Raw genomic sequence first — 25,729 nt, 5'->3', positions numbered from 1 at the left:
GAACTCGTGCCTAGGGGCGAGACCTCGCTTTGCTCCGAGCTCGAGCTCATTCGCGCCCGGCTGCCCCGGGTGGACACCATCAACATCCCCGACGTCTTGCGCTTTCCTCTGCGTTCCTGGCAGGGCTGTGAGGTCGCTCGCCGCTACTACGCCTCCGCCATCCCGCACCTGCGGGCCATCGATATCGACCTAGATCGCCCGCTGCCGATGGCGGAACTGTTGCGGCAGGGAGGCATCTCGGAGGTGCTGGTGGTGACGGGCGACGCGCCCGCCGACATGTCGCGGGTGGTCTATCCGAGCAGTTCTACCGATGTCATCAAGAAGGTCAAGCGCGAGCTGCCGGGGATGACCGTCTACGCCGCCTTGGACCCCTACCGGCAGTCGTTCAGGGCCGAGCGCGACTACGCCCTGCGAAAGCTCGAGGTGGGCGCCGACGGCCTCTTCACCCAGCCCTTTTTCGACCTCAGGCTGATGGTGGTCTGGGCCGAGCTGCTGCCGGACGCGCCGGTCTTCTGGGGCTTCACCTCGGTGACGACCCAGCGCTCTCTGTCCTATTGGAAGACGAGAAACGGCGCCGTCTTTCCCGCCGACTTCGAGCCCAGCCTGGCCTGGAACCGGGCCTTGGCCGCGCGGGCGCTTCGCTTCGCCGAAGAGCGAAACGCCCACCTCTACTTCATGCCGATTCGCACCGGCGTGCTCGACTATCTGGAGGGGGTTCTTTAGGGACAGGCGCCGGAAGACGTCAAAACGGTCATTCCGGCCTCTGTTCTCCGGCCCCTGCTTTTAGAACTCCAGGCTGTAGCCCAGGTTGGCCCCGAAGGAGCCGAGCGCCGAGCCCGGCGCGGCCAGGAGTCGCAGGTCAAGCGTCCCCGCGCCGAGGGGGTGGCTCAAGCCCAGGCTGCCCAAGAAGCGCGGGCCGGGGACGCGGTAGGGTTCGGCGGCCAGGCTCAGGCTGTAGCTTAGCGTCTCTGCCGCGCCGCTCAGCTCGAGGCGCAGTCCCGGCTTTAGCCCCAGGCTGCCGCCGCCTATGAGGGCCGTGGCCCGCAGTGTCGGCCAGCCCGCGCGGTTGAGGCGGTACTCGAAGCCCGCCGCCGCGAAGCCCGCGCCCGTGCCGGGCTCGAGGCCGGCCAGGACGAGCGCGTGGCCGTCGTCCTGGCCTACGAGCCGCCTGAACTGCAGGGCGGCGCCGAAGCCGCCGCCGAAGCCCCGGCCGCTCAACCAAGCGAGCTCGGGGTCCACGGCCAGAACCAGCAGCCGGTCCAAGCGGTAGGAGAAGCCTGCTGCTAAGCGCAGGCCGAGAGGGTGGTCCCCGGCCAGGGGGTAGGCTGGCCGGCTGTCTTCGGCGAAGGCCCGCGCCCGCTCGAAACGGGCGGGGCCTACGTTGAAGGCCTCGAGCCGCAGCCGCGCCGCGACGGTGGCGACGGTGCCCCGGCCCTGAAGGGAAAGGTCGAACTCGCCCGCCGTGCTCAGGTCGGCGCCCGTGTCCAGGATGACGTTGCCGAGCGGGCCCAGGGTCAGGGTGCGGCGCGCGGCGGCGCCCACCTCAAAGGCGCGTCCCGGCGTCACCCCGAGGCGCAGCGTTACCCTGGCCCAGCCGGCGTCGAGATCCGAGGCTGTGAGCAGGGGCCTGAGACCCGGCGGCGCCGCCTCGAGGCCGAAGCGGAGCGTCTGCGCGCCGGCCAGGGGGACGAGGGCGAGAAGAAGCGCGAGTCCGATGAGGGTGCGGGAGAGAGGCGAGGCAAAGAGCATGGCTCCAGTCTAATCTTTGTCGTCCTCTTCCAGGCGAGTGAGGAGCGGGGTGCTATTCTCATGGGCGTGACCTTGGACCGGGTTCAAAATCCGGCCTGGTATAGACTGAGCTGCAAGAACCCGCGGTCGCAGGAGCGGCTGTGCCCTTAGGAGTACGGATGAACATTCTGGGACGGATCACGGTTTTGCCTCATGTGCCCGAGCGGGTAGGACGCCTGAGCGAGCTTGCCTACAACCTCTACTGGACCTGGCGCCCCGAGGCCCAGGCGCTCTTTGCGCGCATCGACCCCGAACTCTGGGAGCGCGTCAACCGCAACCCGGTCAGGGTCCTGCGCGACGCCTCGCAGGACAGGCTCGAGGCCGTGGCCGCCGACGAGGACTACCTGAGGCTCTACGACGAGGTCAGCGCCGACTTCCGCGCCTACCTGAGCGGCAAGGACACCTGGTTCGCCCATGCCCACCCTGAGGCGGCGGGGCAGACCCACGCCTACTTCTGCGCCGAGTACGGCTGGCACGAGTCCATCGCCCTCTACTCGGGCGGCCTCGGCGTCTTGGCCGGCGATCACACCAAGGCCGCCTCGGACTTGGGCGTGCCGCTCGTGGGCATCGGCCTCTGGTACCCCGAGGGCTACTTTCACCAGCGCGTCGCCGCCGACGGCCAGCAGGAGGCGGTCTACAGCCGCCTGAGCCCGCTCGACCTGCCGCTCAAGCTTGCCACGGACGAGGAGGGCAAGGAACTCCGCGTGAGCGTGAGCCTCGTCGGCAGGAGCGTCTTTGTCCGCGCCTGGGAGATGAAGGTCGGCCGGGTCAAGGTCTACCTGCTCGACACCGACGTCCCCGAAAACGACGCCGCCGATCGCGCCATCTTGGCGCGCCTCTACGGCGGCGACACCCGCACCCGCGTCGCCCAGGAGATCATCCTCGGCATCGGCGGGGTGAGGATGCTGCGCGCGCTCGGCGTCAGTCCCACCATGTGGCACATGAACGAGGGCCACAGCGCCTTTATGGCCTTGGAGCGCTCTCGCGAGTTCGTCGAGGCAGGGCTAAGCTTCGACGAGGCCCGCGAGGTGGTCGCGGCGGGCACCACCTTTACCGTCCACACCCCGGTGTCGGCCGGCAACGACGGCTTTGCCTTCGATCTGATCGGCCAGTTCTTCAGCGGCTTCTGGGGGTCTCTGGGCCTGTCGCAGGCGGAGTTCTTCGACTTAGCCCGGCACGATCACGGCTGGGGCGCCGTCTACAGCATGCCCGCCCTGGCCCTGCGCTTCACCTCGGGACGCAACGGCGTGGCCGAACTCCACGGCCAGACGTCCCGGCGCATCTGGAACGACCTCTGGCCTGAGGTGCCCACCGACGAGGTGCCGATCGGTCACGTCACCAACGGCGTCCACTCCAAGACCTGGGTCGCCCCCGAGATCTGGCAGCTCGTCTCCAAGAGCTTTCCCGACGGCTGGCGGGGCAGGCTCGAGGACGAGACCATGTGGCAGGCGGTCAAGGAGACCCGCAACCGCGACGTCTGGGCGGTGCGCCAGCGCCTCAAGGAGGAGAGCGTGGGCTTCTTGCGCGCGCGTGTCCTCAAGCAGCAGGCCCGCCACGGCGCCAGCCCCACCGCCATGCACGTCACCGAAGGGCTGTTTAACCCGAGGGTGCTCACCATCGGTTTCGCCCGGCGTTTTGCGACCTACAAGCGCGCCACCCTGATCTTCCGGGACCTGGCGCGCCTGGAGCGCATCCTCTCCAACCCCGAGCGTCCCGTCCAGCTCGTCTTCGCCGGCAAGGCCCACCCCGCCGACAAGCCCGGCCAGGAGCTCATCGCCGAGATCCACAACCTCTCGCAGAACCCGCGCTTCGTCGGCAAGGTCATCTTCTTGGAGGACTACGATATGGCCGTGGGACGGGCGCTGACCCGCGGCGTCGACGTTTGGCTCAACAACCCCCGCCGCCCCAACGAGGCCTCGGGCACGAGCGGTCAGAAGGCGGCCATGAACGGCATCTTGAACCTCTCCATCTTGGACGGCTGGTGGCCCGAGGGCTACAACGGCGAGAACGGCTGGGCGATAGGCTCGAATATCTCGCTGGCCAGTTCCGAACAGGCCGACGCCGCCGATGCCGACGCGCTCTACGACCTCCTCGAGCGCGAGGTGGTGCCGCTCTACTACCAGCGGGGCGAAGACGGCGTGCCTCAGGCCTGGCTGGAGCGCGCCAAGGACGCGATCGCAAGCTGCAGCCCAAAGTTCAGCGCGCGGCGCATGGTGCAAGACTACGTCAACCGCTACTACGTGCCCGCGTCTGAGCGCGCCCTGCGCATGAGCGCCGACTCCTTTTGCCGGGCGCGCGAGCTGGCGAGCTGGCGCCGGCAGCTCAGAAACAACTGGCACGGCATCTACTTCAGCGTGCGCTCGCCCCAGGACAGCGTCAAGACGATGGGCGACAGCCTGGAAGTCGAGGCGGTCTTGAACCCCAGGGCCATCGACTTCGCCGACCTGCGCGTCGAGCTCGTCTACTCGCCCGAGGCCGACGGCCTCAAGCACAACCTGGTGACGGTGCCGATGGAGGCGGTCGAGACCTACCCCGACGGCGGCTGCGTCTACCGGGTGCGTTTCACGCCCAAGCTGACCGGCCGCCTCGCCTACGGCGTGCGCGTCTACCCCGTTCATCCGGACCTGGTGAGCCCCTTCGACATGGGCATGATCCGCTGGGCGTAACAGCGGTCAGCAGGGGTGACGCGCGCCTCGTCCCGCTATGGTTCGGCAGTTACGGTTTGGCAACGGCCTGGTCGGTGATCCAGAGGAGGCGTTCCCTCGCCGAAATCGCCTGGGCCGGGTACTTGAGCGGGTCGCGTTCGCCGTAGAGCGTGGCGGCAAGCGCCTCCCGCTTTCCCTCCCCGGCGACGAGAAAGGCCACCACCCGGCCCCGGCTCAGCGCCCGCGCGGTCAGGCTCAGCCTGGTGGCGGCTTGAGATTCCGGCCGGGCGACCACGGTCAGGCCCTCCGCGCCGAGCGCGTCGTCGCCGGGAAAGAGGGAGGCGGTATGCGCGTCCTCGCCGAGGCCTAGGAGGACGAGGTCGAAGTCGGGCTCCTCGCCCGCCTTCTCGCGCAAGACCTCGGCGTAGGCGCCCGCGGCCACCTCGGGTCTGCCGGGTACGAAGGGCCAGGGATGGACCTGGTGTTCGGGCACCGGGGCGGCGTCCAAAAGCCGCGCCTTGGCCGCGCCGTAGTTGCTCCTTGGGTCGCTATAGGGTACGAAGCGCTCGTCGCCCCAGTAGAGCCAGGTGTCGCGCCAGGGCAGCGCGCGCGTCTTGAGGAGGTCGTACATCGCCAGCGGCGTGCTGCCACCCGAGAGCACCACGCTAAAGCGCCCGCGCGCCTTGACCGCCTCCTCGGCGAGCGCGCTGAAGAGTTTGGCGGCCTCTTGCGCGACATCGCGGACGGTGATGAGCTCGGGAGCTTGCATACCCCAGTATAGACTCCAGTTTAGGCGCGGCACCAGTCTCGTTCCATAAGCTCTACCAAAAACCGGGTAGACTCGAGCATGACGTTTTCAGACAACCTCTCACGAGACGAGGCGCTCGAGCTCATGGCTAGCTGGACCGCGTCCGAGTCCCTGCGCAAGCACATGCTCGCGGTGGAGGCGGCGGTGGCCGCCTACGCCAGAGCGTACGGCGAGGACGAGGCGTTGTGGCGCGCCGCCGCCATCCTCCACGACTTCGACTACGAAAGGCACCCCGAGCCGAGCGAGGCGGGCCACCCCTTCGTGGGGGTGCGCCACTTGCGCGAGCTAGGCTATCCCGAGGAGGTGCTCGAGGCCATCCTCGGCCACGCCGACTACTCCGGCGTCCCCCGCGAGACGCGTCTCGCCAAGGTGCTCTACGCCTGCGACGAGGTGACCGGCCTCATCACCGCGGCGGTCTTGGTGCGGCCCGACAAGAGCGTCGCTGGGCTCGAGGTCAAGAGCCTCAAAAAGAAGTTCAAGGACAAGGCCTTTGCGCGCGGTGTGAGCCGCGAGGACGTACGGCGCGGCGCCGACGAGATCGGCGTCGAGCTTTGGGAGCACGTGAGCTTCGTGCTAAAGGCGATGCAAGACGACGCCGAGAGGCTGGGTCTGGACGGGCGCCTGGCGCGATAAGCTCTCAGCTCTCAGCCCTCAGCCGAGAAGCCTGCTCTTGCTTCCGGCTGGCCTTAGCGGGAGGCACCGGACGCGGCCAGCGAGCGCAGGTTGAGCTGCCAGACGCCGCCCTCGCCGCGGCGCAGCGGCGGCCACAGGACGAAGTTGACCCGGCCGGCGATGGCGTCCTCGGCGATGGGGCCAAAGCGCCTCGAGTCCAGGCTGCCATAGGGGTGGCGGTTGTCGCCGACGACGAAGTAGGCGTCCGCGGGCACGCGCAGCTCGGGCATCGACTCGTTGCTGCTGTAGCCCAGGCCGCGCAGGTAGTCCTCGGCCAGCGGGCGGCCGTCGATATAGATGACGCCGCGCCTGATCGCCACGCGCTCGCCGGGCAGGCCGACCACCCGCTTGATGTAGAAGCTCGGCAGGTCCAGGCCCAGGATCGGCAGCCGCAGGCGCGGCTCGGCGACGCTCAGGGGTGGCCTGAAGAAGATGATCTCGCCGCGCTCGTAGTGGCCCAGCCCCACCTGCCTCAGCCAGTACTCGTACTTGGGGACGAAGACCCGCTCGCCGTCATGCAGGCTCGGCTGCATCGAGTCGCCCGAGATGCCCACCGTGGTGAAGAGAAAGGTCACCACGAAGATGCCCAGGGCAAAGGCGATGAGATAGCTCAAGAACTTGGCGAGCCAGGACGGCTGCTCGGAGGGAGGCGGTGCGGGGTTACCGGTGGTCATGAGGGTTTAGTGGTCATGGGTTTAGCTACCAGGTTCGGGTTCGGGAACGGCGTCGAAGGCCGGGGGCGGCGGCAGGCGGCGCCAGTTCCACTCGCCTTCCCTCTGCGGCGGCCAGATGATCGCGGTCGCCTTGCCGGCCACTGAGAGGCTGGGGATGGGGCCGAAATAGCGCGAGTCGATGCTGCCGCCCAGCGCGATCGAGCGGTTGTCGCCCATGATGAAGTACTGCCCTTCGGGCACGATGAACTCGTGGACGAATCTTACGGGCGCTTCGTAGCTCGCCGCGACCACCTCGTCCGGCAGCGGCGCCAGCGCCTGGTAGGTGCTGCCGTAGAAGAACCTCACCCTGGGGTCACTGACCAGGCCGACCTCGAGGCCCAAGTTGTAGAGCGTCGGGCCGCCGATGTGGGTGACGCGGCCGTCACGCACCACCACCTCGGGGAAGTTGACCGGGTCGGGCCGCACCACCCCGGTGTCGGTGATAAAGCCCTGGTCGACGGCGTGGCCGTTGATGTAGACCTGCCCCTCCTCGACTTTGACGCGGTCGCCGGGCAAGCCGATCATGCGCTTGACGTAGAAGTTGCGCCTGCCCTGCATGGCGGGCGAGTTTTCGGGCTCGCGAAAGACGACCACGTCGCCGCGCTGGTAGGGCCCGAGCACCCCGGCGCGGCGCAGCCAGGTGTCGTACTTGGGGATAAAGACTCTGTCGCCGCTGAAAAAGGCTTGCAGAAAGGGTCCGCTGCCCCCGCGCAGGTTGGGCGTCATCGAGCCGCCGATGACCCCTACCGTGGTGAAGAGAAAGGTGGTCACGAAGAGCGCGATGAGCAGCGCTTCGGCGTAACCGCGCACCTCGCGCCAGACGCGCTGCGAGGTGCTTGGAGGGGTGTTGGGGGTGGGGGTCGCTGGGGCCGGGACCCGCTTGGAACTTGCCATAGCTCTCAGTCTACTCTATCGCCCAACTTCCAGCGTTGTCTGACGGCGTTACCGAGGCCCTTGGGCGGCTTCTTCTCCGCTTCGGCTTCGTCTTTGCGCAGGGTCAGCGTCTCGAAGGGCGCCTCCAGGAGCCCCGCCTCCTCGAGCGTGCGGTAGGCTACCTCCTCGCCCAAGCGGACGATCTGGTCAAAGGCCCAAAACGACTCGATGCGGACGTGAGGCATGGCCACCTGGACGCGCAGGTCGGCAGGGTGCAGGTTGTACTGGATGTCGGTCAGGATGCTCTGCATGATGTCGCCCGAGCGCAGGAGCATCTGCACCATGGGGCTGCGGCGCTCGAGCCTCACCGTCGCCATGAAGCGCTCCCACCAGCGGTGGGTGTCGCCGCCCAGAACTTGAGCGCGCCGCGCCGGGGTCACGTCCGAGGCGACGGTGTAGGTCGCGTTCAAAAAGGCGCCCGCCGCGACCGGCAGGTTGTTGACGATGCCGCCGTCGGCGAGCGAGCGGCCCAGGTACGACACGGGCTCAAAGGCGCCCGGATAGCAGCTCGAGGCCCTCAGGGCGGTGATCAGGTCGCCGTCTACGATGACCACCTCCTCGCCGGTCTCCATGTCGGTGGTGGTCACGGCCAGGGGCTTTTTTAGATCGGCGAAATCGGCCGGCAGGTGCTCGGCCAAAAAGGCGTGCAGCTTTTCCCCCTTGATGAGCCCGGCGTTCAAGGACAGGTCGAAGACGTCGCGCCAGGTGGTGCGGTAGGCCAGCTCGTAGATCTCCCTGGCGGAGCAGCCGTTGGCTAAAAAGGCGCCGAAGATGGCGCCGATCGAGGTGCCCGCGATCACCTCGGGATCGACCGCCGCGTGCTCCAGCATGCTGATCACGCCGATGTGGGCGAAGCCGCGCGCCCCGCCCCCGGAGAGCACCAGCCCCACCCGCTTTTTGCGCCCCGCGACTTCCATCTTGCGCCAGCCTAACACCTGCGGCTGAGAAACATCTGGCTGCCATAACGGGGCGCTTCAGGAACACGCAGCGCCGGCTCGAGGGTAAGCTTTGGCTGTGATACCGAGGCTATGACACCGACCTCAGCAGCGCCTGGCAAGGTAGCGCCTGGCAGGGTCGTCAACCGCGCCGGCTTGAGGCTGCCCCGCCACCATTACCACAAGGTCGTCGTGGGCGGGGGCCTGCTGGGCTTAGCCTGTGCCTTCTACCTGCGTCGCGCGCTGCCCCAGGAGACGCTGCTGGTGGTCGAGGGTGACGGCATTCCCAGCGAAGGGGGCGCGAGCTATGTCTCGCCCGGCCTCGCCCACCGCGCCTTTGGAGACGAAGGGTTGCGGCGCCGGGCGGCCTGGGCGATAGGGGTGCTCGCGGACCTCGTGGCCGAGACGGGGATCGAGCGCACCCATGACAGGGCCTTTCGCCCCGTGGGCTGGGCCAGGTTGGGCAGGGAGGTCGAAGAGGTCGTCGGCCTCGAGAGCCTGACGGTAGGAGCCTGGCTGTCCGGGCGCCCCGTCGCGGAGCGCGGCAACCTGGCAGCGCTGCTCAACCTCGCGGAAGCCTCGCACGTTCTCTTTGACCCCCAGGGCGGCTACGGCAGCGCCGAGGCCGCCGCCCTCTCCTTTGGTCACGGCGCGGTGGGGCTTGGGGCCGACCTGCTCATCAACGGGCGGGCCGGCCTCGTATCGGCCGGCGAGATACAAGTCGAGCGGCTCGAGTTCAACCGGGCCATGCGGCGCGAGGTGGTGAAGACCGAGAGGGTCACGGCGGACGCGGTCGTCATCGCCGCCGGGGTGGGGACGGCCGCCCTCATCGAGGAAGGGGTAGGGGTGACGCTGCCGCTGCGCAAGAGCTACAACCAGTACCCCCGGCTCGAGGCCAGCCCACAGCTTACGCTCACTGAAGGCCGCGTGGCCTTGCCGGTCGTCGAGCACCTGGGCTTCAGCCTGCGGACCCAAGGCGAGGGCGTCCTGGTGGTGCCGCCGCCTCTGCCGCCCGACCCCGAAGGCTACCAGCCCAGAGGGGGGCAGCTCGTCGGGGTGCGGGTCGGGCTCAGGCGCGAGCTCCTCGAGGAGCTGATGGAACGCCTGGAGAGCATGCCCTTTCTCGCCTGGGAGACGCTGAACCTCGGCAAGACCGCGAGCGGGGTGCGCGGCGCCTGGGACGTTCATACGCCCTCCGGCCTGCCGGAGTTCTTCGAGGTGAGGCCGGGCCTCTACGCGCTCGCGGGGGGTAGGGAGGGCCTCACGCTCGGACTGGCGGCGGCCCTCGATCTGGCGGGGAAGGTGGCGAATCAGCCGGAACGTCCTTGGCAGTGACCTTGGCACTGACCTTGCCTAGGCGTGACCGGTGCCACTATAAACAGATACCCAAGAGTGAAGCCGTACCGCCGAAGTGAGGCTTGCCGCCGAGCGTGAAGGTCAGGTTGCTACGTCGTGAGCCACAACGGGCGGCGCATGGGGCGCGTTCCTGGGCTCAGGCTCGAGGATTGGGTCAGGTAACGCCGGAATGGAGAATGCGCGGCCCTTCTCGAGACAGGCTCGGATGTTCATCCTGCTTTGCTACAATCGTGGGGATGGCTGGTGTTCGAGCAAAACGTGATGCCCTGTCTCCTCGGCTGCGAGAGTTGCTCCGTGCCTTGCGCCTTACGCTGAGCGAGGTGTACGGGGCCGACCTCGAAGATCTCGTGCTCTTTGGCTCGGAGGCGCGTGGCGACGCTCATGACGGCTCGGACGTCGATGTCATCGTGGTGTTGAGACGCTCTGTCGAGCCGGGCGCCGAGATCGGTCGGTTGGGAGACGTTCTTGCCGAGTTGAACCTTCGTTACAGCAGGCTGGTGACGCTCGTCCCCGCGTCGGCAACGCAGTACCGGCAGGCGCAAGATCCGTTCTGGCGCAACGTGCGCGAAGAAGGCATCCCGGTGTGAGCGAGGAGCCTGTCCGTTTGCGGAAGGCCGAGCGATATCTCCGTTCGGCAGCACTTCTCAGAGAAGACGGCGACCTCGACTCCGCTGCGTCGCGCCTTTACTACGCCATGTTCTACGTTGCCGAGACGCTCCTGGCCGTCAAGGGCATGACCTTCTCGAGCCATCAGGCGCTCGTTTCCGCTTACGGTCAGCACTTCGCCAAAACGGGTGTTTTGGATGCGCGCCATCACCGGGCGCTGATTACCGCCTTTAGCCGGCGTCAGCTGGGCGACTACGCCGCGCCATCCGGGCTGACGGAAGCCGACATCGAAGAGATGCAGGCGGATGCCGAAGCATTTCTGGGCGAGGCAAAGCGCTGGTTGCGCTCACGGCCCTTACCCTAACTCAGGCTGCATCACATCTTCGCTTATGCTCACCGTCACTTCAGCGCGTTCCCGGGCTCAGGCTCGAGGACTGGATCGCCGAGCTCTAGCGTCCGAGCCGAGGAGATAGACGGACTTGGCCGCCAGCTCGAGTCTCAGCGTCCCTTTTCGCGCCCGAACCGAGCGTTCGTCAAGGAGCGACACCAGGTGCTCGTCGCCCCAGCCGACTTTCCAGACGGGCAGCTCGAGCGCCGTCTCCTCGCCTCGGTTGAGCACGGTGACGACGACGTCATCACTGAGCACCCTGGCAAAGGCGAACACGTCGGCCTCGGCGTGGAGTTGCAGGTAAGCGCCCTCCTGCAAGACCTTGCGCTCCAGGCGCAGCCGCGCGAGGCGCTTGTAGAGGCTTCTCAGCTCGTGGTTCCACCTCGCCTCGTCCCAGGGAAAGGGCCGGCGGCAGTCGGGGTCTTCGCCGCCCTCTACGCCGATCTCGTCGCCGTAGTAGATGCTCGGCACGCCGACGTAGCTAAAGAGCGCGACCACGGCGAGCCTTATCAGCGCCGCGTCGCCGCCCAGCAGGGTGAGAAAGCGCGGGCTGTCGTGCGAGTCCAGGAGGTTGTACTGGCTGAGCTGAATCTCAAAGGGAAGCTTGGCCCTGGCCCGGTCCAGGAGGTAGCCGAGGTCTTCTGCGTCCACGCTGATGGGGTGGCGGCGAAAGTCGAGGCCGGTCAGAAAGGCGCGCATGGGCAGGGTGAAGCCGTAGTAGTTCATGGCGCCGTCCTCCTGGTCGCCCTGCAGCCAAGAGGTGGCCTCGAAGAAGTGCTCGCCCATCACGTAGGCCTGAGGATTCTCCTCGCGCAGGGTCCTGCGGAAGTGCCGCACGTACTCGGCGTTGTTGCGCGCCCCCGCACCCTCGCCGAGCATGTGGATCACGTCGAAGCGCCAGCCGTCGATGGCGTAGGGCGGCCGCAGCCAGCGCCTGAGCACGGCGTCGTCGGCTTCGTAGATGGCCCGCCGCAGAGCCGGATTGCTGTAGTCGAGGACGGGCAGCGTCTTGACCCCGTACCAGCCGTGATAGGACTCGGGGTCGTCCTCGTCCGCAAAGGTGTAGTAGCGCCGCGTCGGGGCGTCCTTGGCGCGGTAGGCGCCCTGAGTCCCAAACTCGCCGTAGCGATCGAACCAGAGGTGGCGTTCGGAGGTGTGGTTGATGACCGCGTCCAAGACGAGGCGCATGCCGCGCTCTCTAAGCGCCTCGCAGAGCCTGGCCAGGGCCTCGTTGCCGCCGAAGTGCGGGTCCACGCTGCAAAAGTCCACGGTGTCGTACTTGTGCGAGCTCGGCGAGGTGAAGACGGGGTTCAAGTAGAGCGCGGTGACGCCGAGGTCCTGCAAATAGTCGAGCTTTTGACGTATGCCCTCTAAGTCCCCGCCGAAAAACTCCCGCGCCCCCTGGCCCCCTTGCGGCAACTCGCCCCAGCTCCTGGCGACGACCGGCTTGCCCTCGTAAAGATACTCGCCGTTCCTGACGTTGTTGCTTGGGTCACCGTCATAAAAGCGCTCGGGAAAGATCTGGTAGAAGACCTGAGCCTTTACCCAGGTCGCCGGCTCGTAGCTGGGGACGAGGCGAAAGTGGTGGCTGCGTTCGGGGAAGTAGGGATGGAGCCCGACCCCGTCGAGCCAGAACTGCCGGCCCTGGGTGAGGAACTTGAAGCAGTAGAGGGTGGTGGCTTCGGCGGTATTGAGCTTAGGGACCCCCTCCCAGAGCTGCCAGCGCTCATTCTCACTCACGCGCGTCATGGGAGTGAGGATCTCCTCGTTGTCGGGCTCGGTGCGGAGCCAGGCGCCTCCTAGCTCGAGCCCTCTCGGTAGCCGCACCCTCAGCTTGTAGCCGCTCGCCGTCCCCTCGAGGAGGTCAGGAATGGGCGCGTGAAAGGCAAAAATGTTCATCAGGAGAGGATGATACCAGCTTGCGGCGCTGCCTGAGAATGCTTGCCTCGCCAAGTCTCTATACTGTGGCTTATGACACTGCCCCACGTTCCCGACGCCCTCGAGACCGCGCGCCTCACCGTCCGCTGCCCCAGGGTGGAGGACGTTGCCGAGATATATGCGGCGGTGCGCGAATCGCTGGACGAGCTGCGGCCCTGGATGCCCTGGGCGACGTCGGACTACTCTTGGGAAGCTTGCGAGGAGAACAGCCGTGGGGCGATCGCCAGCTTCATCACCCGCAGCGATCTGCGCTACCACGCCCACGACCGTGAAACGGGCGCGCTGCTCGTCTGCAGCGGCCTGCACCGGATCGACTGGGGTGTGCCCAAGTTCGAGATCGGTTACTGGTGTCGGAGCTCGCAATGCGGCAAGGGCTATGTGACGGAGACGGCGCGGGCGCTGACCCGGCTGGCGTTCGAGGAGCTCGGCGCGGCTCGAGTGGAAATCCGCTGCGACGACCGCAACGCGCGTTCCTACCGAGTGGCCGAGCGCTGCGGCTTTAGGCTCGAGGGTGTGCTCAAAAACGATTCCAGGGCGCCGGACGGCTCCTTGCGATCGACCAGGATTTACGCGCTGAGCGAGCTTCAGGAGCTGTCTTAAGATAAAAAAGAGCGCCTGGGGCGCTCTTTGTATCTAGGAGGTTGCGCTACTGAGGGCCGAGAACCTCGAGCGTCACCTCGACCGTCTGCTCCTCGCCGTCGCGGAGGATCGTCAGTGCGACCGTGTCACCGGCCTCGCGGCCAAAGACGATGGCCTGGAGCTCGCTGGCGTTATCCACGGGCTGGCCGTCGATGGCGGTGATGATGTCGCCGCCCGCCGGGAAAGTCTGGTTGCCCACGCTGATCGCGAACTGAGTACCTCTCAAGCCGGCCGCTTCGGCGGGACTGCCCGGCTGCACGGCGTGCACTATCACGCCGCGGTCGGGCAGTCTAAGGTGGGCGCGGACGGCTTCGGGATAGTTGCCGACGTCGTCGATGCTGATGCCCATGCGCGGGCGGGTCGCGGCCAGGCCGAGCGGGCCGCCCTCTTGCAGGACTGCCAGGTCTGCCGCTAAGAAGTTGCTGGGAATGGCGAAGCCGACGCCCACGAAGCCGCCGCCCGCGCCCGCCAAAATGGCCGTGTTGATGCCGATCAGCTCGCCGCGCGAGTTTAAGAGCGGGCCGCCGGAGTTGCCGCGGTTGATGGCCGCGTCGGTCTGGATCATGGGAATGGCGAACTCGGCGCCGGGAATGTCCTCTCGAGCGATGGTCGAGACGATGCCGCTCGTCACGGTCGAGCTGAGGCCGAAGGGGTTGCCGATGGCGATGGTCTTTTGTCCGGCGCGGACCTCATCGGAATCGGCGAGGGGAATAGGCGTGATGTCGGGCAGTTCTGCGGGGTCGGTGAGCTCCAGGAGCGCCAGGTCGTAGTTGGGGTTGGCGCCCAGGACGCGTACCTGCAGCTCCTCCTCGGGGCGGTCGGGGAAGATCACGGTGATTGCGGCGCCCTCTTGCAGGTCGATCCTGCTGGATTGCAGGGCGCCTCTCACCACGTGGAAGTTGGTGACGATGCGACCGTCTTCGTCGATCACGAAGCCGCTGCCGCTGCCCATGCGCTGCTGCTGGGGCATGCCCTCGGGGCTCTGAGGGGCCTGGGGAAGGTCGAAAAAGCGGCGGAACTCCGGGGGAATGCCCTCCACCGGCCCCATGCGCTGGCCGAGCATGTAGATGTTGATGGCCACCACGCTGGGACCGTAGCGCTCGATCACCTCGACGGTGTTGCGTTCGTCCTCCAAAAGCGCCCGTCCTTCCTCGATGGGTGCGACCGGCGCGAGGGTCTGCGTTTGGGCCTGGGTAGGGGTCGTCCCTTGCCAGCCGAGCCAGCCAAGGGACAGGGCGAGAATGCAAAGGGTTGGCAATAGCAGGGATTTTGTCTTCATACAAGTCTTCATACAACCTCCAGCCTAGGAGGCCCTGGTGAGCCTCTCTCACCGGACAGATTAGGAGTTTGAGCGGGCGGCTTCCGTCGGCGCGCCGACAGTTCGTCCGGCTCCGCCTGGAGAGGCGGCTAGATCGTGTCGGGGTCGCCCGGTCCGGCCAAGCGCTCGAGCCCCAGGACCGCCAAGGCGCCAAGGAAGGCCAGTGCCAGGGCCAAGATGATGGTCAGGTTGACCTCACCGCCGCTAAAGAGGGGCGGCAGGACGTTGCGCTCGATGGCGGGAAGCGTCACGCCGAACTCGTCGACGACGGGCAGCGGCCCGCTCTTCCAGGGCCAGAGCTTGCGCAAGGAGCCCAGCATCACGCCGACCAGCGCCGCCAGGGTGAGGTCGCGAAAGCGCCTGAAGAGCCAGCCCAGGACCTGCGCGAAGGAGACGATGCCCACCGCCGCCCCGGCGGCGAACAAGGCGATCGTCGCCAGGTCGCGGTTGTTCACGGCGCTCACCATGTACTGGTACTTGCCCAAAAAGACCAGAATAAAGGCGCCCGAGACGCCGGGCAGGATCATCGCGCAGATGGTGATGGCCCCGGCCAGAAAGATGAACCAGGCCGTCTCGGGCGTCTGGGCGGGCAACAGGCCCACCAGGCTGTAGGACGCCGCCGCGCCCAGGGCGAGCGCGACCAGGACGCCCGGGCGCCAGTCTCGTACCCGCCGTCTCAGGCTGAAGATGGTGGCGACGACCAGGCCAAAAAAGAAGCTCCAGAGGAGCTCGGGGTAGTGGTCGATGAGGTGCTCGAGCCCGCGGCCAAGGAGCAGCAGCGCCAAGACGATGCCCGACAGCACCGCCAGCAGAAAGGGCGCGTTGACGACCTCGAGGGCTTCTCTCGGGCGCAAGCGGGCGAGCGAGCGCCAGAAGGGTGGGCGGGCGACGCTGCGGATGCTCTCGATGAGCTCGCGGTAGATGCCCAACAAGAGCGCGATGGTGCCGCCCGAGACGCCTGGCACCAGGTCGGCCGAGCCCATCAGAAAGCCCCGCAGGACCAGGCCCAGGTAGTCCCGGGGGCGGCGGTGCGGGCGGACAAGGGGATCTGCGGCGGTCTGCTCGTGATCGGTCATGGTCGCGGGCCAATCTACCACAGCGAACCTACCACCGCGCGTCCGTCCTGGCCGTTTGGCAGCGCGTGCTAGGCTGGGAGGGTGCGCATAGCGATCACCAGCAGAGGCATGGCGCGCCTGCGACAGGGCCACCTCTGGGTCTTTTTCAGCGACGTCAAGAAGCTGACGGGCAGCCCGGAGCGGCCGGCGCTGGTGACGGCCGTGAGCAAGGGGGGCGAGCTCATCGGCCAGGGGCTTTACAACCCCGCCTCGAAGATCGCCTTTCGTTTGCTCACGACCCGCGAGGCACCCGTCGATGAGGCCTTTTTCAGCGACAGAGTGGGCGCGGCCGTCGCCCACCGCGCCCGCGTCGTCCATGGCTTCGAGGCCTACCGCGTGGTTCACGGCGAGGCGGACGGCCTGCCCGGCCTGACGGTGGACCGCTACGGCGAGAATCTCGTCGTGCAGCTGCACGCGGCGGCTTTAGAGCCCTTCTTGCCGGTGGTGCTGGAGAGGCTGCGGGAGGCCTACCGGCCCCAGGGCATCCTGGGCCGCAACGACTCGCCGGTGCGGGCCTTAGAGGGCCTCGAGCGGCGCATCGACCGCTACCACGGCGAGGTGCCCGAGAGGATCTTCTACCGCGAGGGCGCGGTCACCCTGCTCGCCTCGCCCTACACCGGCCAGAAGACCGGCGCGTTCTTGGATCAGCGCGAGAACCACGTCCTGGCGGGGACGCTCGCCCGGGGCCGGGCGCTCGACGTCTTCTCTTACCAGGGCGGTTTCGCGCTGCAACTCGCCAGGCGCGCCGACAGCGTCCTGGCCGTGGACTCGAGCGAGGCGGCCCTGGGGGCCACCCTGGCGGGCGCGGCACGGGGCGGCCTGGGCAACGTGACGGCGCGTCAGGGCAATGCCTTCGAGGTTCTGCGCGAGCTCGCGGATGCCGGCGAGCGCTTCGACGTTATCGTCCTGGACCCGCCCGCCTTTGCCAAGAGCCGCTCGCACGTCCCCAAGGCGCTCGCCGCCTACAAGGAGATCAACCTGCGGGCGCTGAAGGCGCTGCATCCCGGCGGACGGCTGCTCAGCGCCAGTTGCAGTTATCATGTGGGGGATGAGGCCTTTTACACCATGCTCGCCGACGCGGCCGCGGACGCCAGCAGGCGCCTGCGCGTCCTGGCGCGGCGGGGCCAGGCGAGCTGCCACCCCGAGATCCTGGGCGTGCCCGAGAGCCGCTACCTCAAGCTGGCGGTCCTCGAGGTTACCGACGCTTAGGAGGGCCCTGTGAGGAGAACCGTGTTGAGGAGAACCGTGTGAGCGACGACCTGCTGGACTTTGACCTGGGCCAGCTCGTCGAGAGCGTGGTCAGCGCGCGCTCCCTCGACCCCAAGCAGGCCGAAGGGCTCGCCTCGCAGCTCGTCTGGCGCCTGGGCCGGCTCGCCGACGACACCCCGGTGACGGTTAGGGTCGGCTTCGCCACCAGCGCCCGCCTCTTCGCCGACCTGCCCAAGCTCAAGAACGCCAGCGATCACGAGGTGGAAGCGGCCATCAAGGGAGGAGACCTTCGGGTAGAATGGGTAGGCCCCTTGTGAACGACCGTATTCGGGGATTCTGATCGAGCGAATTGTGAAAGCTATCACATGAAAGTCCACCACCAGCTCAAGACCACCCTGGACCTGCCGCTGGCGCCGCGGGAGGCGCTGGCCTTCGTCCAGAACGTCCAGGTGAGCTTGCGTAGGGTGCGCTTTATGCAAGGGCTGCGCGTCGTTCCGGCCGGCGACCGGGGCAGCCGCGCCCGCGTTCGCGCCAACGTCCCCGTCGTCGTCCCGCTCATCGGACCCTATCAGCTCGAGTTCGAGAGCGCGCTCGAGAGCACGCCGCGCGGCGCCAGGCTGCACGCCCTGCCACCCGCCGACGGGGGTAAAAAGGGCTGGGCCGAGGTCTCGGGCGAGGCCGAGGTGAGCCCGCTGCCAAGCGGCAGCCGGCTAGCGTATGCGCTCGACATAACCGTCCACGTCACCCTGCCGGAGCCCGAAGGCTGGGGCGGCCGGGCGCTCCTAAAGATGGTCGAGGTGACGGCGCAAAAGGTCGTCGCCGACATCACCCAGGACTTTCCCGAAGCGGTCGGGAAGGCGGCGCTCGAGCTCGAGAGGGCGACCAGGGCCACGCTGAGCAGCCAGTAGCGCGACCTTGGCTGGGAACGACCTTCAGGGACGCTTCGGCCCGGCGGCCTCCGGTCAGCCCGCCTCGAGGCTGGCCTTCATCACCGCCAGCCACGGCTCGGGCAGGCGCATGGCGCGGGCACCGCCGCTGGGCACGTGCTCGGTGGCGGCCAGGGCCAGCAGCGCCCCGTCCTCTAAGCGCACGATGCGGTATGCGAAGCGCAGACGGCGGCTCCGCGCCTCGGTCAGGCGGGTATGGATGTCGAGCTCGTCGTCGAAGCGGGCGCTGGCCCGGTAGCGCAGCTCGAGGCCGCTCACCGCCAGCGACACGCCCGCGTCCTCGAGGTCGCGGTAGCGCTGGCCACGTTCGCGCAGCCACTCCACTCTGGCCGCCTCGATCCAGATCACATAGGCGCTGTGGTGGGCGATGCCCATCTGGTCAGTCTCGGCGAAGCGCACCCGCAGCTTTATGGCGTCACCTTCACGGCGTCACCTTCATGGGGTCGGCGTAAAAGGTCAGGACCGGCGTCTTCTTGCTCTTTAGGTCGCGGGCGATCTCGCGTTGCAGGTGGCCGCGGGCGCCGTTTAGGGCCTGCTCGAGCCTTGCTAGCGCCTCCTCGTCACCGAGCGCGCTCACCAGGACGCGGGCGCTGCTGCCGTCGGGGGCTAAGCGCACCCGCTCGACCGTGACCACCACCGGGATGCGCGGGTCGGCAAGCGTGGGGATGAGTTCGGAGAGGCGGCGCGAGAGCGCCCGTTCGAAGGATGCGGATTTCTGGCTCATGATGGCCTCCTGAAATCTCCAAGCTGAAGTTGCACGCTTTTTGTGCAACTTCAGCTAGCGTTTAAGCGGTTATGGACCACGGCCGCCCGTGGTCCTGTTGCGCTAAGATACCAGCCTCCCAAGCATAGCAACCGGGCTAGGCCGCGTCTTTGGACCGCCCTATCGCCGCCACGATCTTGTGGTCGAGCTTGGAGAGGGCGAGTCCGGCGAGGTCGCCCAGGCTGACGAAGCGCCCCTCCCCCTCCGGTTGACCGCTTGCCAGGAGCGGCCGGGCCTCGATACGAAAGTGGGTGTAGGCGTGCCTCACGGCTTCCAGTCGCTGACCTGGGGCCGGGGCCTCGCTGAGCGGAAAGCCCCACAGCCCGCCGAGCATCTCGCTCTCGGCTCGCCGGTAGAGCCAGACCTGTCCCTCACGGCGGTAGACGAGCGCGAAGCGCCGCAGCAGCGGCAGCAGGCGCCTGGGCTTGGCCTCGGGAAACTCGGCGACGCGCCCGGCTCGATAGGCGGCGCAGTGCGCCCTTATGGGGCAGCAGCCGCAGAGAGGCCCGCGCGGCAGGCAGACGGTGGCGCCCAGGTCCATGAGCGCCTCGTTGAAGTCGCCGGGACGGGACTCGGGCAAGAAGGGTGTAAGCGCAGCGCGGACCTCTCGCTCGCCCACCCTGGGCAGCGCAAAGAGCCTCGCGGCGACGCGCCTGACGTTGCCGTCTACGGCCAGCACCCTCTCACCGAAGGCTAGCGAAGCGATGGCGGCGGCAGTATAGGTGCCGACGCCGGGCAGCTCGAGCAAACCGCCAAAGGCCTCCGGCAGCCGCCCGCCGCGCGCGGCCACGACCTCGCCCGCCGCCTTGTAGAGAAGGCGGGCGCGGCGGTAGTAGCCGAGCCCCTCCCAGGCTTTGAGCACCTCGTCCAGGGGCGCGCCGGCCAGGCTCTCGAGGTCGGGAAAGCGCCGCATCCAGCGCCCATAGTAGGGTATGGCGGTGGCCGCTTGAGTCTGTTGCAGCATGATCTCGGCCACCCACACCCGGTAGGGTGTGCGCGCGTGCCGCCAGGGCAGATCGCGGCCGCAGCGCTGAAACCACTCGAGCAGAGCCTCGCTCACGCCCGTGGAGAAAGAGCCTGGCTCGTTCGTCACCAGCTCATCTTAGCTCACCAGCTCGTCAAGGTCCGGTGGGCTTGTGGCGGCTCACCGGGAGGCCCGTTCACAGCCTCCAGCCGCATCGCTCCTGAGCTGCGCCTCGCTGCCGGGGCACGCGCTCGAGCCTCATCTTCGGCACCTTGTCTTTGCTTACTACTCCCTGCGCCCGGCGTAGAGCCTGGGGTCGAGCGTCACGAGCTCTCGGCGTAAGACTTTGACGCCCTTCATGTCGGGATGCAGCGGATTGAGCAGGTAGTTCCGCTCGATGGGCATCACCAGTGAGGGCACCTCGAGCACCAGGCTTCGCATCTCCTGCACCCAGGTTGATCCATAACGCTGCGTGCTTCGTTCCGGTTCGTCCTCAGGGGCGTCTCTCAGAAGTTGCATCAGTGCCTGCTCAAAGACATGCTCGAGGGAAGCGTCAGGCACCTCCAGCTCGAGCAAAGTGCGCTCGCCGAACAAGGTGGGGTCGAGATGAACGAGGGTCTCTAAGACGGCCAGGCTTGGCGACGCCGCGGTGTAGATGATGCGGATACCTATGGTGTTCCAGCGGGCCGCTGCGAGGAGGCCGCCCCGCCCGTCCAAGGGGTCGGCGTCAGGCTGCTGTGCCCAGCGGGCGCGGTGGTCATAAATGCGCCAGACCCGCACTTAGAACATGCCGTAGGCCAACCCGTAGAGGGTGTTGCGGACCCGCTCGTAACCGTGGATGCCGGTGAGGGTTGCTAGTGGCGTCGCGTTGCCCAAACCGACGACCCGCGTATGCAACCAGCGGCGTGCCGTGGCTTCGTCGGGAAAGACTTCGAGGGCCGTCTGCATGACGCGCCCCAGCATCTCGAGTTTGAGGCTTTCAGCTTCGCTGAACACACCTTCTTCAGCTCTGCGGCCGTAGGTTTTCTCGCTCACACCCAGAAACATCGCCATGCCTTTCGGGTCAAGCCCGCTCTGTTTGCGGGTTCTCTCGGCGGCCTTAAACCCTATGTGGGTGTAGGCAGCCTCCTTGCGCGAGCGTTTGGTGCCTACGGTGCGCGTGCGCGGTTGGTTTGCTTTCTCGTTACCGGCTGCCATCATGACCTCCAGACAAGTTGTCCATATTCTACGCTATGTTGCCTGAGCGAGATGGCTTGGCTGGGACCGTCTGCGTTACTCGGTTCGCTGGCCGCATTGGGTCAGTAGCAGTCCCTGCGGAACTGTCGCTTAAAGCCTCCCATAGCCTGCGTGACCGGACGACTCGAGGCCATGCTGATCGACAAATATAGACCACCTGCACTATGATGGCGAACGCGTCCCTCGCGACGAGTTGTCGCACCTTCACTTCGGCTTTCTGACGACCATGCTGTAAGTCAAGGGTATTTTGGCTTGCTCTTCCTCGGCAAGTTTAGGAAACGCAGGCCAGTATTCGTCCGGGTGTTCACCAAGATAGCCCACGACCAAGCCTGCTTTCACAAGCGCTTGAAAAACGTCTGCGATTTTCCAAAGCCTTTCGTGTTTGGTCGCTTGCTCCTCCACAGCCTTGTCGAGTGCTCCTATGTATTCGTCGGGCCACCCTTTACTCCACTCGGCGTGGGTGAAGTAGTTGACTCCTGACGCCTTGAGTCTCGTGGTGTCATTAGCAAAGAGCCACGAGGCGGGATGGTCTTCCAGCAGGCTTAACACGCCGCCTTCTCGGAGCAGCCTGAAAACGACACTTGCCCACGCGTCGATGTCGTGAAGCCAGTTGATCGCACCACGACCCGTGTAAACAAGGTCAGCCGTTCCGTCTAGTTCAGCGGGTGTTGCTAAGACGTCACAGCAGTACCAACGCGCAGGCAGCTTTAGCTGAGCGGTTGTCCATTTCGCGTTTTCGATGTGAACGTCGCTTATGTCCACACCGATAACCTCTTTCGCCCCTTCGAGGATGAGGGAAAGCGTATCGTAGCCGCTTGCGCACTGCAAATGTATCGCCCTTTCGCACCACTGCTTTAGCGGCCCGATCCTCTCGAGGTTTGCCCTTTCGACCGGATGTAGATTGCTCTTGCCAGACCTCAGCAGCTCTACGCGTTCCTCGTTGTCTTTTGTGTAACTCTGAGCGCCCTCGTTCCAGGCTGCTCGGTTCCCTTGATGGCGAGACCGAATCTCATCCGAGGTATCAGCAATCTTTTCACTGTGCCAGTCCACGACTACTCCTTTGAATGTATATCCTTAGAAGGTATAACTTGCATGGTCCCGTGCTGCCTAAGCCAGGCCAGCAAAGGTACAAGATGGTCCTCATGATGATGTTCATAAGAACCTTGTAAAACTGCAAAGAGAGTGTATCCCTTCAACCACGGATATTTTTCCGCATCCAAAAGGTCATTTTCAGGAATCTCCTCCCCTAAGCTCAAAAACCTGAGAAAGCCATCTCTCCAATCCTGATGCACACGCGACAGAGACTGTTTCCGATAGGTCTCATAAATCCTAGCATTAAACTGATCTTTATCTTCCTCCGATTCCGGATCCGAGCCCGCAAGCCATGTGGGAAATACTGGTTCCTTATGGAGTTGGGCAGCTTCCAAGCGTGCGATAGAAACCTGCTGCCAAGCCATCAAATGGGCCATCAAATCTTTGATCGACCAGCCATTAGACAAAGGTGAGGAGGTGATTTGCTCTTCGCTCATGCCGGCCAGCAGTCCTTCCCAACGATTGAATTCCCCTCTTAGCGTTGTCAGGATTTGCTGTTTGTCGTTCATGATCGTTCTCCAATCGTATTTCCAATGTTCATGGAGGCCAGGCGGAGGCGTGGGGTCGGCGCGTTTCCGCGCCCGTTCTCGAGGTGGCTGCCGGTCCAGCCGCTGGTGGCGCCCTCGAACCGCCGCGGTGTGGCCGAAAAGGCGTCTACCGGACTGGTTGCTGCGGTGGTGAAAGAGCCCTTCGCGCTACTCCACCTCGAGCAGGAGGTCGATCAGCGCGTCGCTCGTCGCCTGCAGCTTGGCCTCGTCGCCACCCGTTCTGCTACGCTATAGGCATCTCACCCAGCGCCGTGCATAACGATGTCTTGAACATGTAAAGGAGACGCCGATGAAGCTGACGCTTATCTTGATCGCCCTGCTGGGCCTGCTTGGGGCCTGCGCCCCGGCCGCCCACACCCGTCCCCCCGAGGAGCCTATCGTCTTCGAGGCCGATTACGACACGCTCTTCGACGCCACCTTGCAGGCCATCACCACCTCGGCCTTGCCGGGACCTGCCGGGGGGCGGCTGCGCTTTCGCGTCGCCGAGGCCGAGCGCGAGAGCGGCCTCGTCACCGCGGTGCACGGCGCCACGCCGGACGCCGTCTTCACCGCGAGCAGGCGCTTCGGCAGCCCCGAGGTCGGGACGACCTTCGGCTTGCGCGCCACGCTGCCCCTCGGCGCGGTGCAGCCCGATGTCTTCGTCACCGCAGTGATCCGGCCCGAGCAGGGAGGCCGGGCCTCCATCGTCTACTCGAGCGTCACCCGAAGGGGGCTCGAGTCCCAAACGGGCAACCGCTTCATGGCGCGGGTCCTGGCGCGTTTGGAGGCGCGCTTTGGGCCGCCGCTGAACTGACGCTCGCCTCGGGCGGGCGTGATAGCATGGGCGCCTCATGGCCTATGCTCCCCTCGAGCTCCAGCCACGTAAGAAAAACGCCTCGAGCCCGTCCTCGCTGTCCTGGACGAGAAAGAGAGTCGAAGATCTTGCCTCGAGGCCCTGCTGCTCAAAAAAACTTCTAGAACTCAGGAACTTGGATTGGAAGTCTCGAGCCCACCTTTCGAGCCCTTAGCTTGTCGCCAGAGGGTATCGTTACCTGACGAACTCGAGCGTGAGCAGGTTTAGTTCGCCGAGAGCCAAACTCCCTACCCACGCCGGAGGACGTAGAGACGCGGGTAGTGGCCGCCGTGGTAGACGCGGTGGCTGGCCTCGAGGTGCCAGGCCCTTTGCCCGGTCAAGACCCGCTCCAACAGCCTGATCTCGTGGCTGAGCAGCACGAACGTCGCCCCCGGCGCCGCCACCCGGGCCGCCTCCGCAAGGAGCGCGGGATAGAGTTCGGTATTGGCCTCATGGCTGCCGACCTGGTCGCCCCAGGGCGGGTCGGTCAGGACGAGGTCGAAGCTCCCTGGGGCGAAAGGAAGCGCGGTGGCGTCGCCTTTGAGGAGTTCGGCGCTCGCGCCGGCCGCCGCCAAGTTTTCTCTGGCGCAGTCGAGAGCTTTTGGGTTCAGATCGACGCCGACGAGCCGCGCCGCCGGGGTCTGGGCGTGGCGCTCGATAAGCAGGGTGCCCGAGCCGCACATCAGGTTGAGCACGCGGTCGCCCGGCCGGGCCGGAGCACAGGCCAGCATGGCCGCGGCCACCGTGGCGTTGAGCCCACCCTCCAGGTTGCAGACGCGCTCACGTCGCGCCGAGAGCGGGCGCGGCGTGAGGCGCAAGAGCACCTCCCAGCCGTTACCGGACCCACCACCAGAAGACATGGTAGGACGAACGCGCAAGAGCAGGTCGCCCTCGTCGGCGTCATGCGCCAGGCCGCTGCCCTCCCCTAGCGCGGCGGTGAGCCTCGAGTAGACCTCTGTATCACGCCCCGCTGCGCTCAGACGAAAGCTGCCAAACGGCGCCGCCGCTCGCAACTCGAGGATGCGCCCCAAGAGGCGCCGCAGGTGCTGGTGGCCGAGCAGCGCCTTGGGCCTCGGCACGTCGAAGCGTTCGACGAGGTAGACGGCGACGACCGTGCGCAACTCGGCCAGCCGCGCCCAGGGACCGGCGTAGCGAAAGGGCACGGCCTCAGGGTCGGCGCTCGCGCCCAGACTCAGGTTGCGCAGCCGCGCCAGCTCGCGCTCGGCGAAGGGCTTGAGACCGTCCAGGACCTGCGCCTCGAAGGGTTGGGCTTCGAAGGGTTGGGCCCGCCCGGCGCGCCCGGCTTGGGGAGACGACGCAAGCCGCTTGCCGGAGACGGGTGGAAGCTTCGAGGGCTTCCGCTTGGAACGCTGCACCCCTCGAGCCTATGGGCGTGGGCTGCTGCCCGTAGCCACCACCAGCTTGCGCGGGGTGTCGGGCGCGAGCGCGGCCACAAAGACGGTCGGGCCGCCGCGAAGGCGGGGCACAGGGAGGTTGCGGCGCGGCCGCTCGAGGCCGCGCAGGGCGGCCTCGTCGGGAGCGGTCTCCAGGAGCGGCTTGTAGAGCCCGAAGCCGGCGTTGTTGACGAGCGCGTCGAGCCGCCCAAAGCAAGCGACGGTCACTGCCACCGCCCGCGCCGTATCCTCCGGCACGATCACGTCGCCCGCGACCACGACCGCGCGACCGCGCCGTGTCTCGATCTCGGCCTCGAGCGCAAGGCTCTCCTCGCGCCGGGCCCGGAGGGCGACTCCGTAGCCGCGCCCAGCCAGCAGGCGAGCGGTGGCCGCGCCGATGCCGCTCGAGGCGCCGGTAATCAGGGCGGTCTTCATCCCCCTACTATACTGTTCTCATTCTGACGGCTTCTGAGTCCGCTCTGCTCTGCCGCCTAAAGAGGCGGAAACGAGCAGGTTATGAACTACTACGCCCCAAGCCTAGGAGTCTGTCAGCCTTCTTTTGACGGGTCATTGCGAGGAGCGGAGCGGGTACGAGGTCGTGCGAAGCAACGCGGCAATCTCGCGCCTCTCTCCTCACAAGAGATTGCTTCGCTTCGCTCGCAATGTTCGGGAATGAACGGACGGTTGGACAGGGGTGGCTCGTGAGTCTCGGTAGACACAGCGCATCAGGTGTTGCCCCTCAAGACTCGCGCGTGTTCACCCCTTCGAGACCCTCAAACAGCGCCTCGACCCCAAGCTGCATGGTGAGGCAAGCAATCTCGACCTCACCTGCGAGGCGGCTCGCGTGCCAGCCCCTAGGCGTGCGCTCGAGGTAGTCCACTACCCGAGCG

General features: G+C 66.6%; 27 protein-coding genes and 1 pseudogene. 11 read left to right on the top strand and 17 right to left on the bottom strand.

Annotated features, from left to right (window positions below):
- Window positions 1–723 (top strand): methylenetetrahydrofolate reductase (locus tag M3498_17870; GenBank protein MDQ3461134.1); only part of this gene is annotated, 723 nt, incomplete at its 5' end.
- A 60-nt stretch (window positions 724–783) separates the two neighbouring features.
- Here the strand turns inward: M3498_17870 and M3498_17865 are convergent.
- Window positions 784–1,749: a hypothetical protein gene (locus M3498_17865; GenBank protein MDQ3461133.1), complete on the bottom strand. Its 966-nt coding sequence runs from the start codon at window positions 1,747–1,749 to the stop codon at window positions 784–786.
- Window positions 1,750–1,907: 158 nt separating this feature from the next.
- Here M3498_17865 and glgP point away from each other — a divergent pair, with 158 nt between their 5' ends.
- Window positions 1,908–4,454: an alpha-glucan family phosphorylase gene (gene glgP, locus M3498_17860; GenBank protein MDQ3461132.1), complete on the top strand. Its 2,547-nt coding sequence runs from the start codon at window positions 1,908–1,910 to the stop codon at window positions 4,452–4,454.
- Window positions 4,455–4,503: 49 nt separating this feature from the next.
- Here glgP and pgl read toward each other — a convergent pair whose 3' ends face one another.
- Window positions 4,504–5,202 (bottom strand): 6-phosphogluconolactonase, encoded by a 699-nt coding sequence (gene pgl / locus M3498_17855; GenBank protein ID MDQ3461131.1) that lies wholly within the window; start codon window positions 5,200–5,202, stop codon window positions 4,504–4,506.
- 78 nt (window positions 5,203–5,280) lie between these two features.
- Between pgl and M3498_17850 the strand changes: the two genes are divergently transcribed.
- Window positions 5,281–5,874: an HDIG domain-containing protein gene (locus M3498_17850; GenBank protein MDQ3461130.1), complete on the top strand. Its 594-nt coding sequence runs from the start codon at window positions 5,281–5,283 to the stop codon at window positions 5,872–5,874.
- Window positions 5,875–5,927: 53 nt separating this feature from the next.
- Here M3498_17850 and lepB (M3498_17845) read toward each other — a convergent pair whose 3' ends face one another.
- The 3 genes from lepB (M3498_17845) to M3498_17835 are packed head-to-tail and all read right to left on the bottom strand — an operon-like array spanning window position 5,928 to window position 8,476.
- A complete protein-coding gene (gene lepB / locus M3498_17845) occupies window positions 5,928–6,587 on the bottom strand; it encodes a signal peptidase I (GenBank protein MDQ3461129.1) in 660 nt (219 codons plus the stop codon).
- 21 nt (window positions 6,588–6,608) lie between these two features.
- The gene (gene lepB / locus M3498_17840; GenBank protein ID MDQ3461128.1) at window positions 6,609–7,520 is read right to left on the bottom strand and encodes a signal peptidase I; all 912 of its coding nucleotides are present in this window, start codon (window positions 7,518–7,520) and stop codon (window positions 6,609–6,611) included.
- A gap of 5 nt (window positions 7,521–7,525) precedes the next feature.
- Window positions 7,526–8,476 (bottom strand): patatin-like phospholipase family protein, encoded by a 951-nt coding sequence (locus M3498_17835; GenBank protein MDQ3461127.1) that lies wholly within the window; start codon window positions 8,474–8,476, stop codon window positions 7,526–7,528.
- A gap of 111 nt (window positions 8,477–8,587) precedes the next feature.
- Between M3498_17835 and M3498_17830 the strand changes: the two genes are divergently transcribed.
- The 3 genes from M3498_17830 to M3498_17820 all read left to right on the top strand — a co-directional run bounded on the left by M3498_17830 (window position 8,588) and on the right by M3498_17820 (window position 10,820).
- Window positions 8,588–9,829 (top strand): FAD-dependent oxidoreductase, encoded by a 1,242-nt coding sequence (locus tag M3498_17830; GenBank protein MDQ3461126.1) that lies wholly within the window; start codon window positions 8,588–8,590, stop codon window positions 9,827–9,829.
- 257 nt (window positions 9,830–10,086) lie between these two features.
- Window positions 10,087–10,437, top strand: a complete 351-nt coding sequence (locus tag M3498_17825) for a nucleotidyltransferase domain-containing protein (GenBank protein MDQ3461125.1) — start codon at window positions 10,087–10,089, stop codon at window positions 10,435–10,437.
- Window positions 10,434–10,820 carry a HEPN domain-containing protein gene (locus M3498_17820; GenBank protein ID MDQ3461124.1) on the top strand — a complete coding sequence of 129 codons (387 nt, stop codon included), beginning with the start codon at window positions 10,434–10,436 and terminating at the stop codon, window positions 10,818–10,820. The genes M3498_17825 and M3498_17820 overlap by 4 nt, the downstream gene beginning before the upstream one ends.
- Before the next feature lie 57 nt (window positions 10,821–10,877).
- Here the strand turns inward: M3498_17820 and malZ are convergent, their stop codons facing one another.
- Complete coding sequence (gene malZ, locus M3498_17815; protein MDQ3461123.1) at window positions 10,878–12,743, bottom strand: maltodextrin glucosidase; 1,866 nt, start codon at window positions 12,741–12,743, stop codon at window positions 10,878–10,880.
- 72 nt (window positions 12,744–12,815) lie between these two features.
- Between malZ and M3498_17810 the strand changes: the two genes are divergently transcribed.
- A complete protein-coding gene (locus M3498_17810; protein ID MDQ3461122.1) occupies window positions 12,816–13,382 on the top strand; it encodes a GNAT family N-acetyltransferase in 567 nt (188 codons plus the stop codon).
- A gap of 46 nt (window positions 13,383–13,428) precedes the next feature.
- Here M3498_17810 and M3498_17805 read toward each other — a convergent pair whose 3' ends face one another.
- Window positions 13,429–14,700: a trypsin-like peptidase domain-containing protein gene (locus M3498_17805; protein ID MDQ3461121.1), complete on the bottom strand. Its 1,272-nt coding sequence runs from the start codon at window positions 14,698–14,700 to the stop codon at window positions 13,429–13,431.
- A 128-nt stretch (window positions 14,701–14,828) separates the two neighbouring features.
- The gene (locus tag M3498_17800; protein MDQ3461120.1) at window positions 14,829–15,815 is read right to left on the bottom strand and encodes a DUF368 domain-containing protein; all 987 of its coding nucleotides are present in this window, start codon (window positions 15,813–15,815) and stop codon (window positions 14,829–14,831) included.
- Between the two features lie 81 nt (window positions 15,816–15,896).
- Between M3498_17800 and M3498_17795 the strand changes: the two genes are divergently transcribed.
- Genes M3498_17795 through M3498_17785 form a run of 3 tightly spaced genes read left to right on the top strand, consistent with a single transcriptional unit; the run spans window position 15,897 to window position 17,971 of the window.
- The gene (locus M3498_17795) at window positions 15,897–17,063 is read left to right on the top strand and encodes a class I SAM-dependent rRNA methyltransferase (protein ID MDQ3461119.1); all 1,167 of its coding nucleotides are present in this window, start codon (window positions 15,897–15,899) and stop codon (window positions 17,061–17,063) included.
- A 38-nt stretch (window positions 17,064–17,101) separates the two neighbouring features.
- Window positions 17,102–17,380 carry a DUF3248 domain-containing protein gene (locus tag M3498_17790; GenBank protein MDQ3461118.1) on the top strand — a complete coding sequence of 93 codons (279 nt, stop codon included), beginning with the start codon at window positions 17,102–17,104 and terminating at the stop codon, window positions 17,378–17,380.
- A gap of 48 nt (window positions 17,381–17,428) precedes the next feature.
- On the top strand, window positions 17,429–17,971 hold the full coding sequence (locus M3498_17785) for a DUF3809 domain-containing protein (GenBank protein MDQ3461117.1): 543 nt from the start codon (window positions 17,429–17,431) through the stop codon (window positions 17,969–17,971).
- A 54-nt stretch (window positions 17,972–18,025) separates the two neighbouring features.
- Here the strand turns inward: M3498_17785 and M3498_17780 are convergent, their stop codons facing one another.
- The 7 genes from M3498_17780 to M3498_17750 form a co-directional block, all read right to left on the bottom strand.
- The gene (locus tag M3498_17780) at window positions 18,026–18,385 is read right to left on the bottom strand and encodes an acyl-CoA thioesterase (protein ID MDQ3461116.1); all 360 of its coding nucleotides are present in this window, start codon (window positions 18,383–18,385) and stop codon (window positions 18,026–18,028) included.
- Between the two features lie 46 nt (window positions 18,386–18,431).
- A complete protein-coding gene (locus tag M3498_17775; protein ID MDQ3461115.1) occupies window positions 18,432–18,734 on the bottom strand; it encodes a ribosome-binding factor A in 303 nt (100 codons plus the stop codon).
- A 136-nt stretch (window positions 18,735–18,870) separates the two neighbouring features.
- Window positions 18,871–19,866 carry an A/G-specific adenine glycosylase gene (gene mutY, locus M3498_17770; protein ID MDQ3461114.1) on the bottom strand — a complete coding sequence of 332 codons (996 nt, stop codon included), beginning with the start codon at window positions 19,864–19,866 and terminating at the stop codon, window positions 18,871–18,873.
- Between the two features lie 156 nt (window positions 19,867–20,022).
- Entirely contained in the window at window positions 20,023–20,517 is a 495-nt protein-coding gene (locus tag M3498_17765; protein ID MDQ3461113.1) for an RES family NAD+ phosphorylase, read from the bottom strand.
- Window positions 20,518–20,937 carry a DUF2384 domain-containing protein gene (locus tag M3498_17760; GenBank protein MDQ3461112.1) on the bottom strand — a complete coding sequence of 140 codons (420 nt, stop codon included), beginning with the start codon at window positions 20,935–20,937 and terminating at the stop codon, window positions 20,518–20,520. It lies immediately after the preceding gene.
- 240 nt (window positions 20,938–21,177) lie between these two features.
- Window positions 21,178–22,023, bottom strand: coding sequence for a class I SAM-dependent methyltransferase (locus tag M3498_17755; GenBank protein MDQ3461111.1), 846 nt, complete (start codon window positions 22,021–22,023; stop codon window positions 21,178–21,180).
- Between the two features lie 2 nt (window positions 22,024–22,025).
- Window positions 22,026–22,574, bottom strand: a complete 549-nt coding sequence (locus tag M3498_17750; GenBank protein ID MDQ3461110.1) for a ClbS/DfsB family four-helix bundle protein — start codon at window positions 22,572–22,574, stop codon at window positions 22,026–22,028.
- Between the two features lie 328 nt (window positions 22,575–22,902).
- Between M3498_17750 and M3498_17745 the strand changes: the two genes are divergently transcribed.
- Window positions 22,903–23,406, top strand: coding sequence for a hypothetical protein (locus M3498_17745; GenBank protein MDQ3461109.1), 504 nt, complete (start codon window positions 22,903–22,905; stop codon window positions 23,404–23,406).
- Between the two features lie 287 nt (window positions 23,407–23,693).
- On the opposite strand, the gene M3498_17740 is transcribed toward M3498_17745, so the two are convergent.
- Together M3498_17740 and M3498_17735 are read right to left on the bottom strand one after the other, a co-directional pair.
- Complete coding sequence (locus tag M3498_17740) at window positions 23,694–24,821, bottom strand: methyltransferase domain-containing protein (protein MDQ3461108.1); 1,128 nt, start codon at window positions 24,819–24,821, stop codon at window positions 23,694–23,696.
- A 144-nt stretch (window positions 24,822–24,965) separates the two neighbouring features.
- Window positions 24,966–25,274, bottom strand: a pseudogene (locus M3498_17735) (SDR family NAD(P)-dependent oxidoreductase).
- Window positions 25,275–25,729 lie beyond the last annotated feature (455 nt).

The sequence above is a fragment of the Deinococcota bacterium genome (assembly GCA_030858465.1).
Taxonomy (GTDB): Bacteria; Deinococcota; Deinococci; order Deinococcales; family Trueperaceae; genus JALZLY01.
Note: the sequence above shows the minus strand (reverse complement) of the source record. Positions and strands in the feature narration are given on the sequence as shown.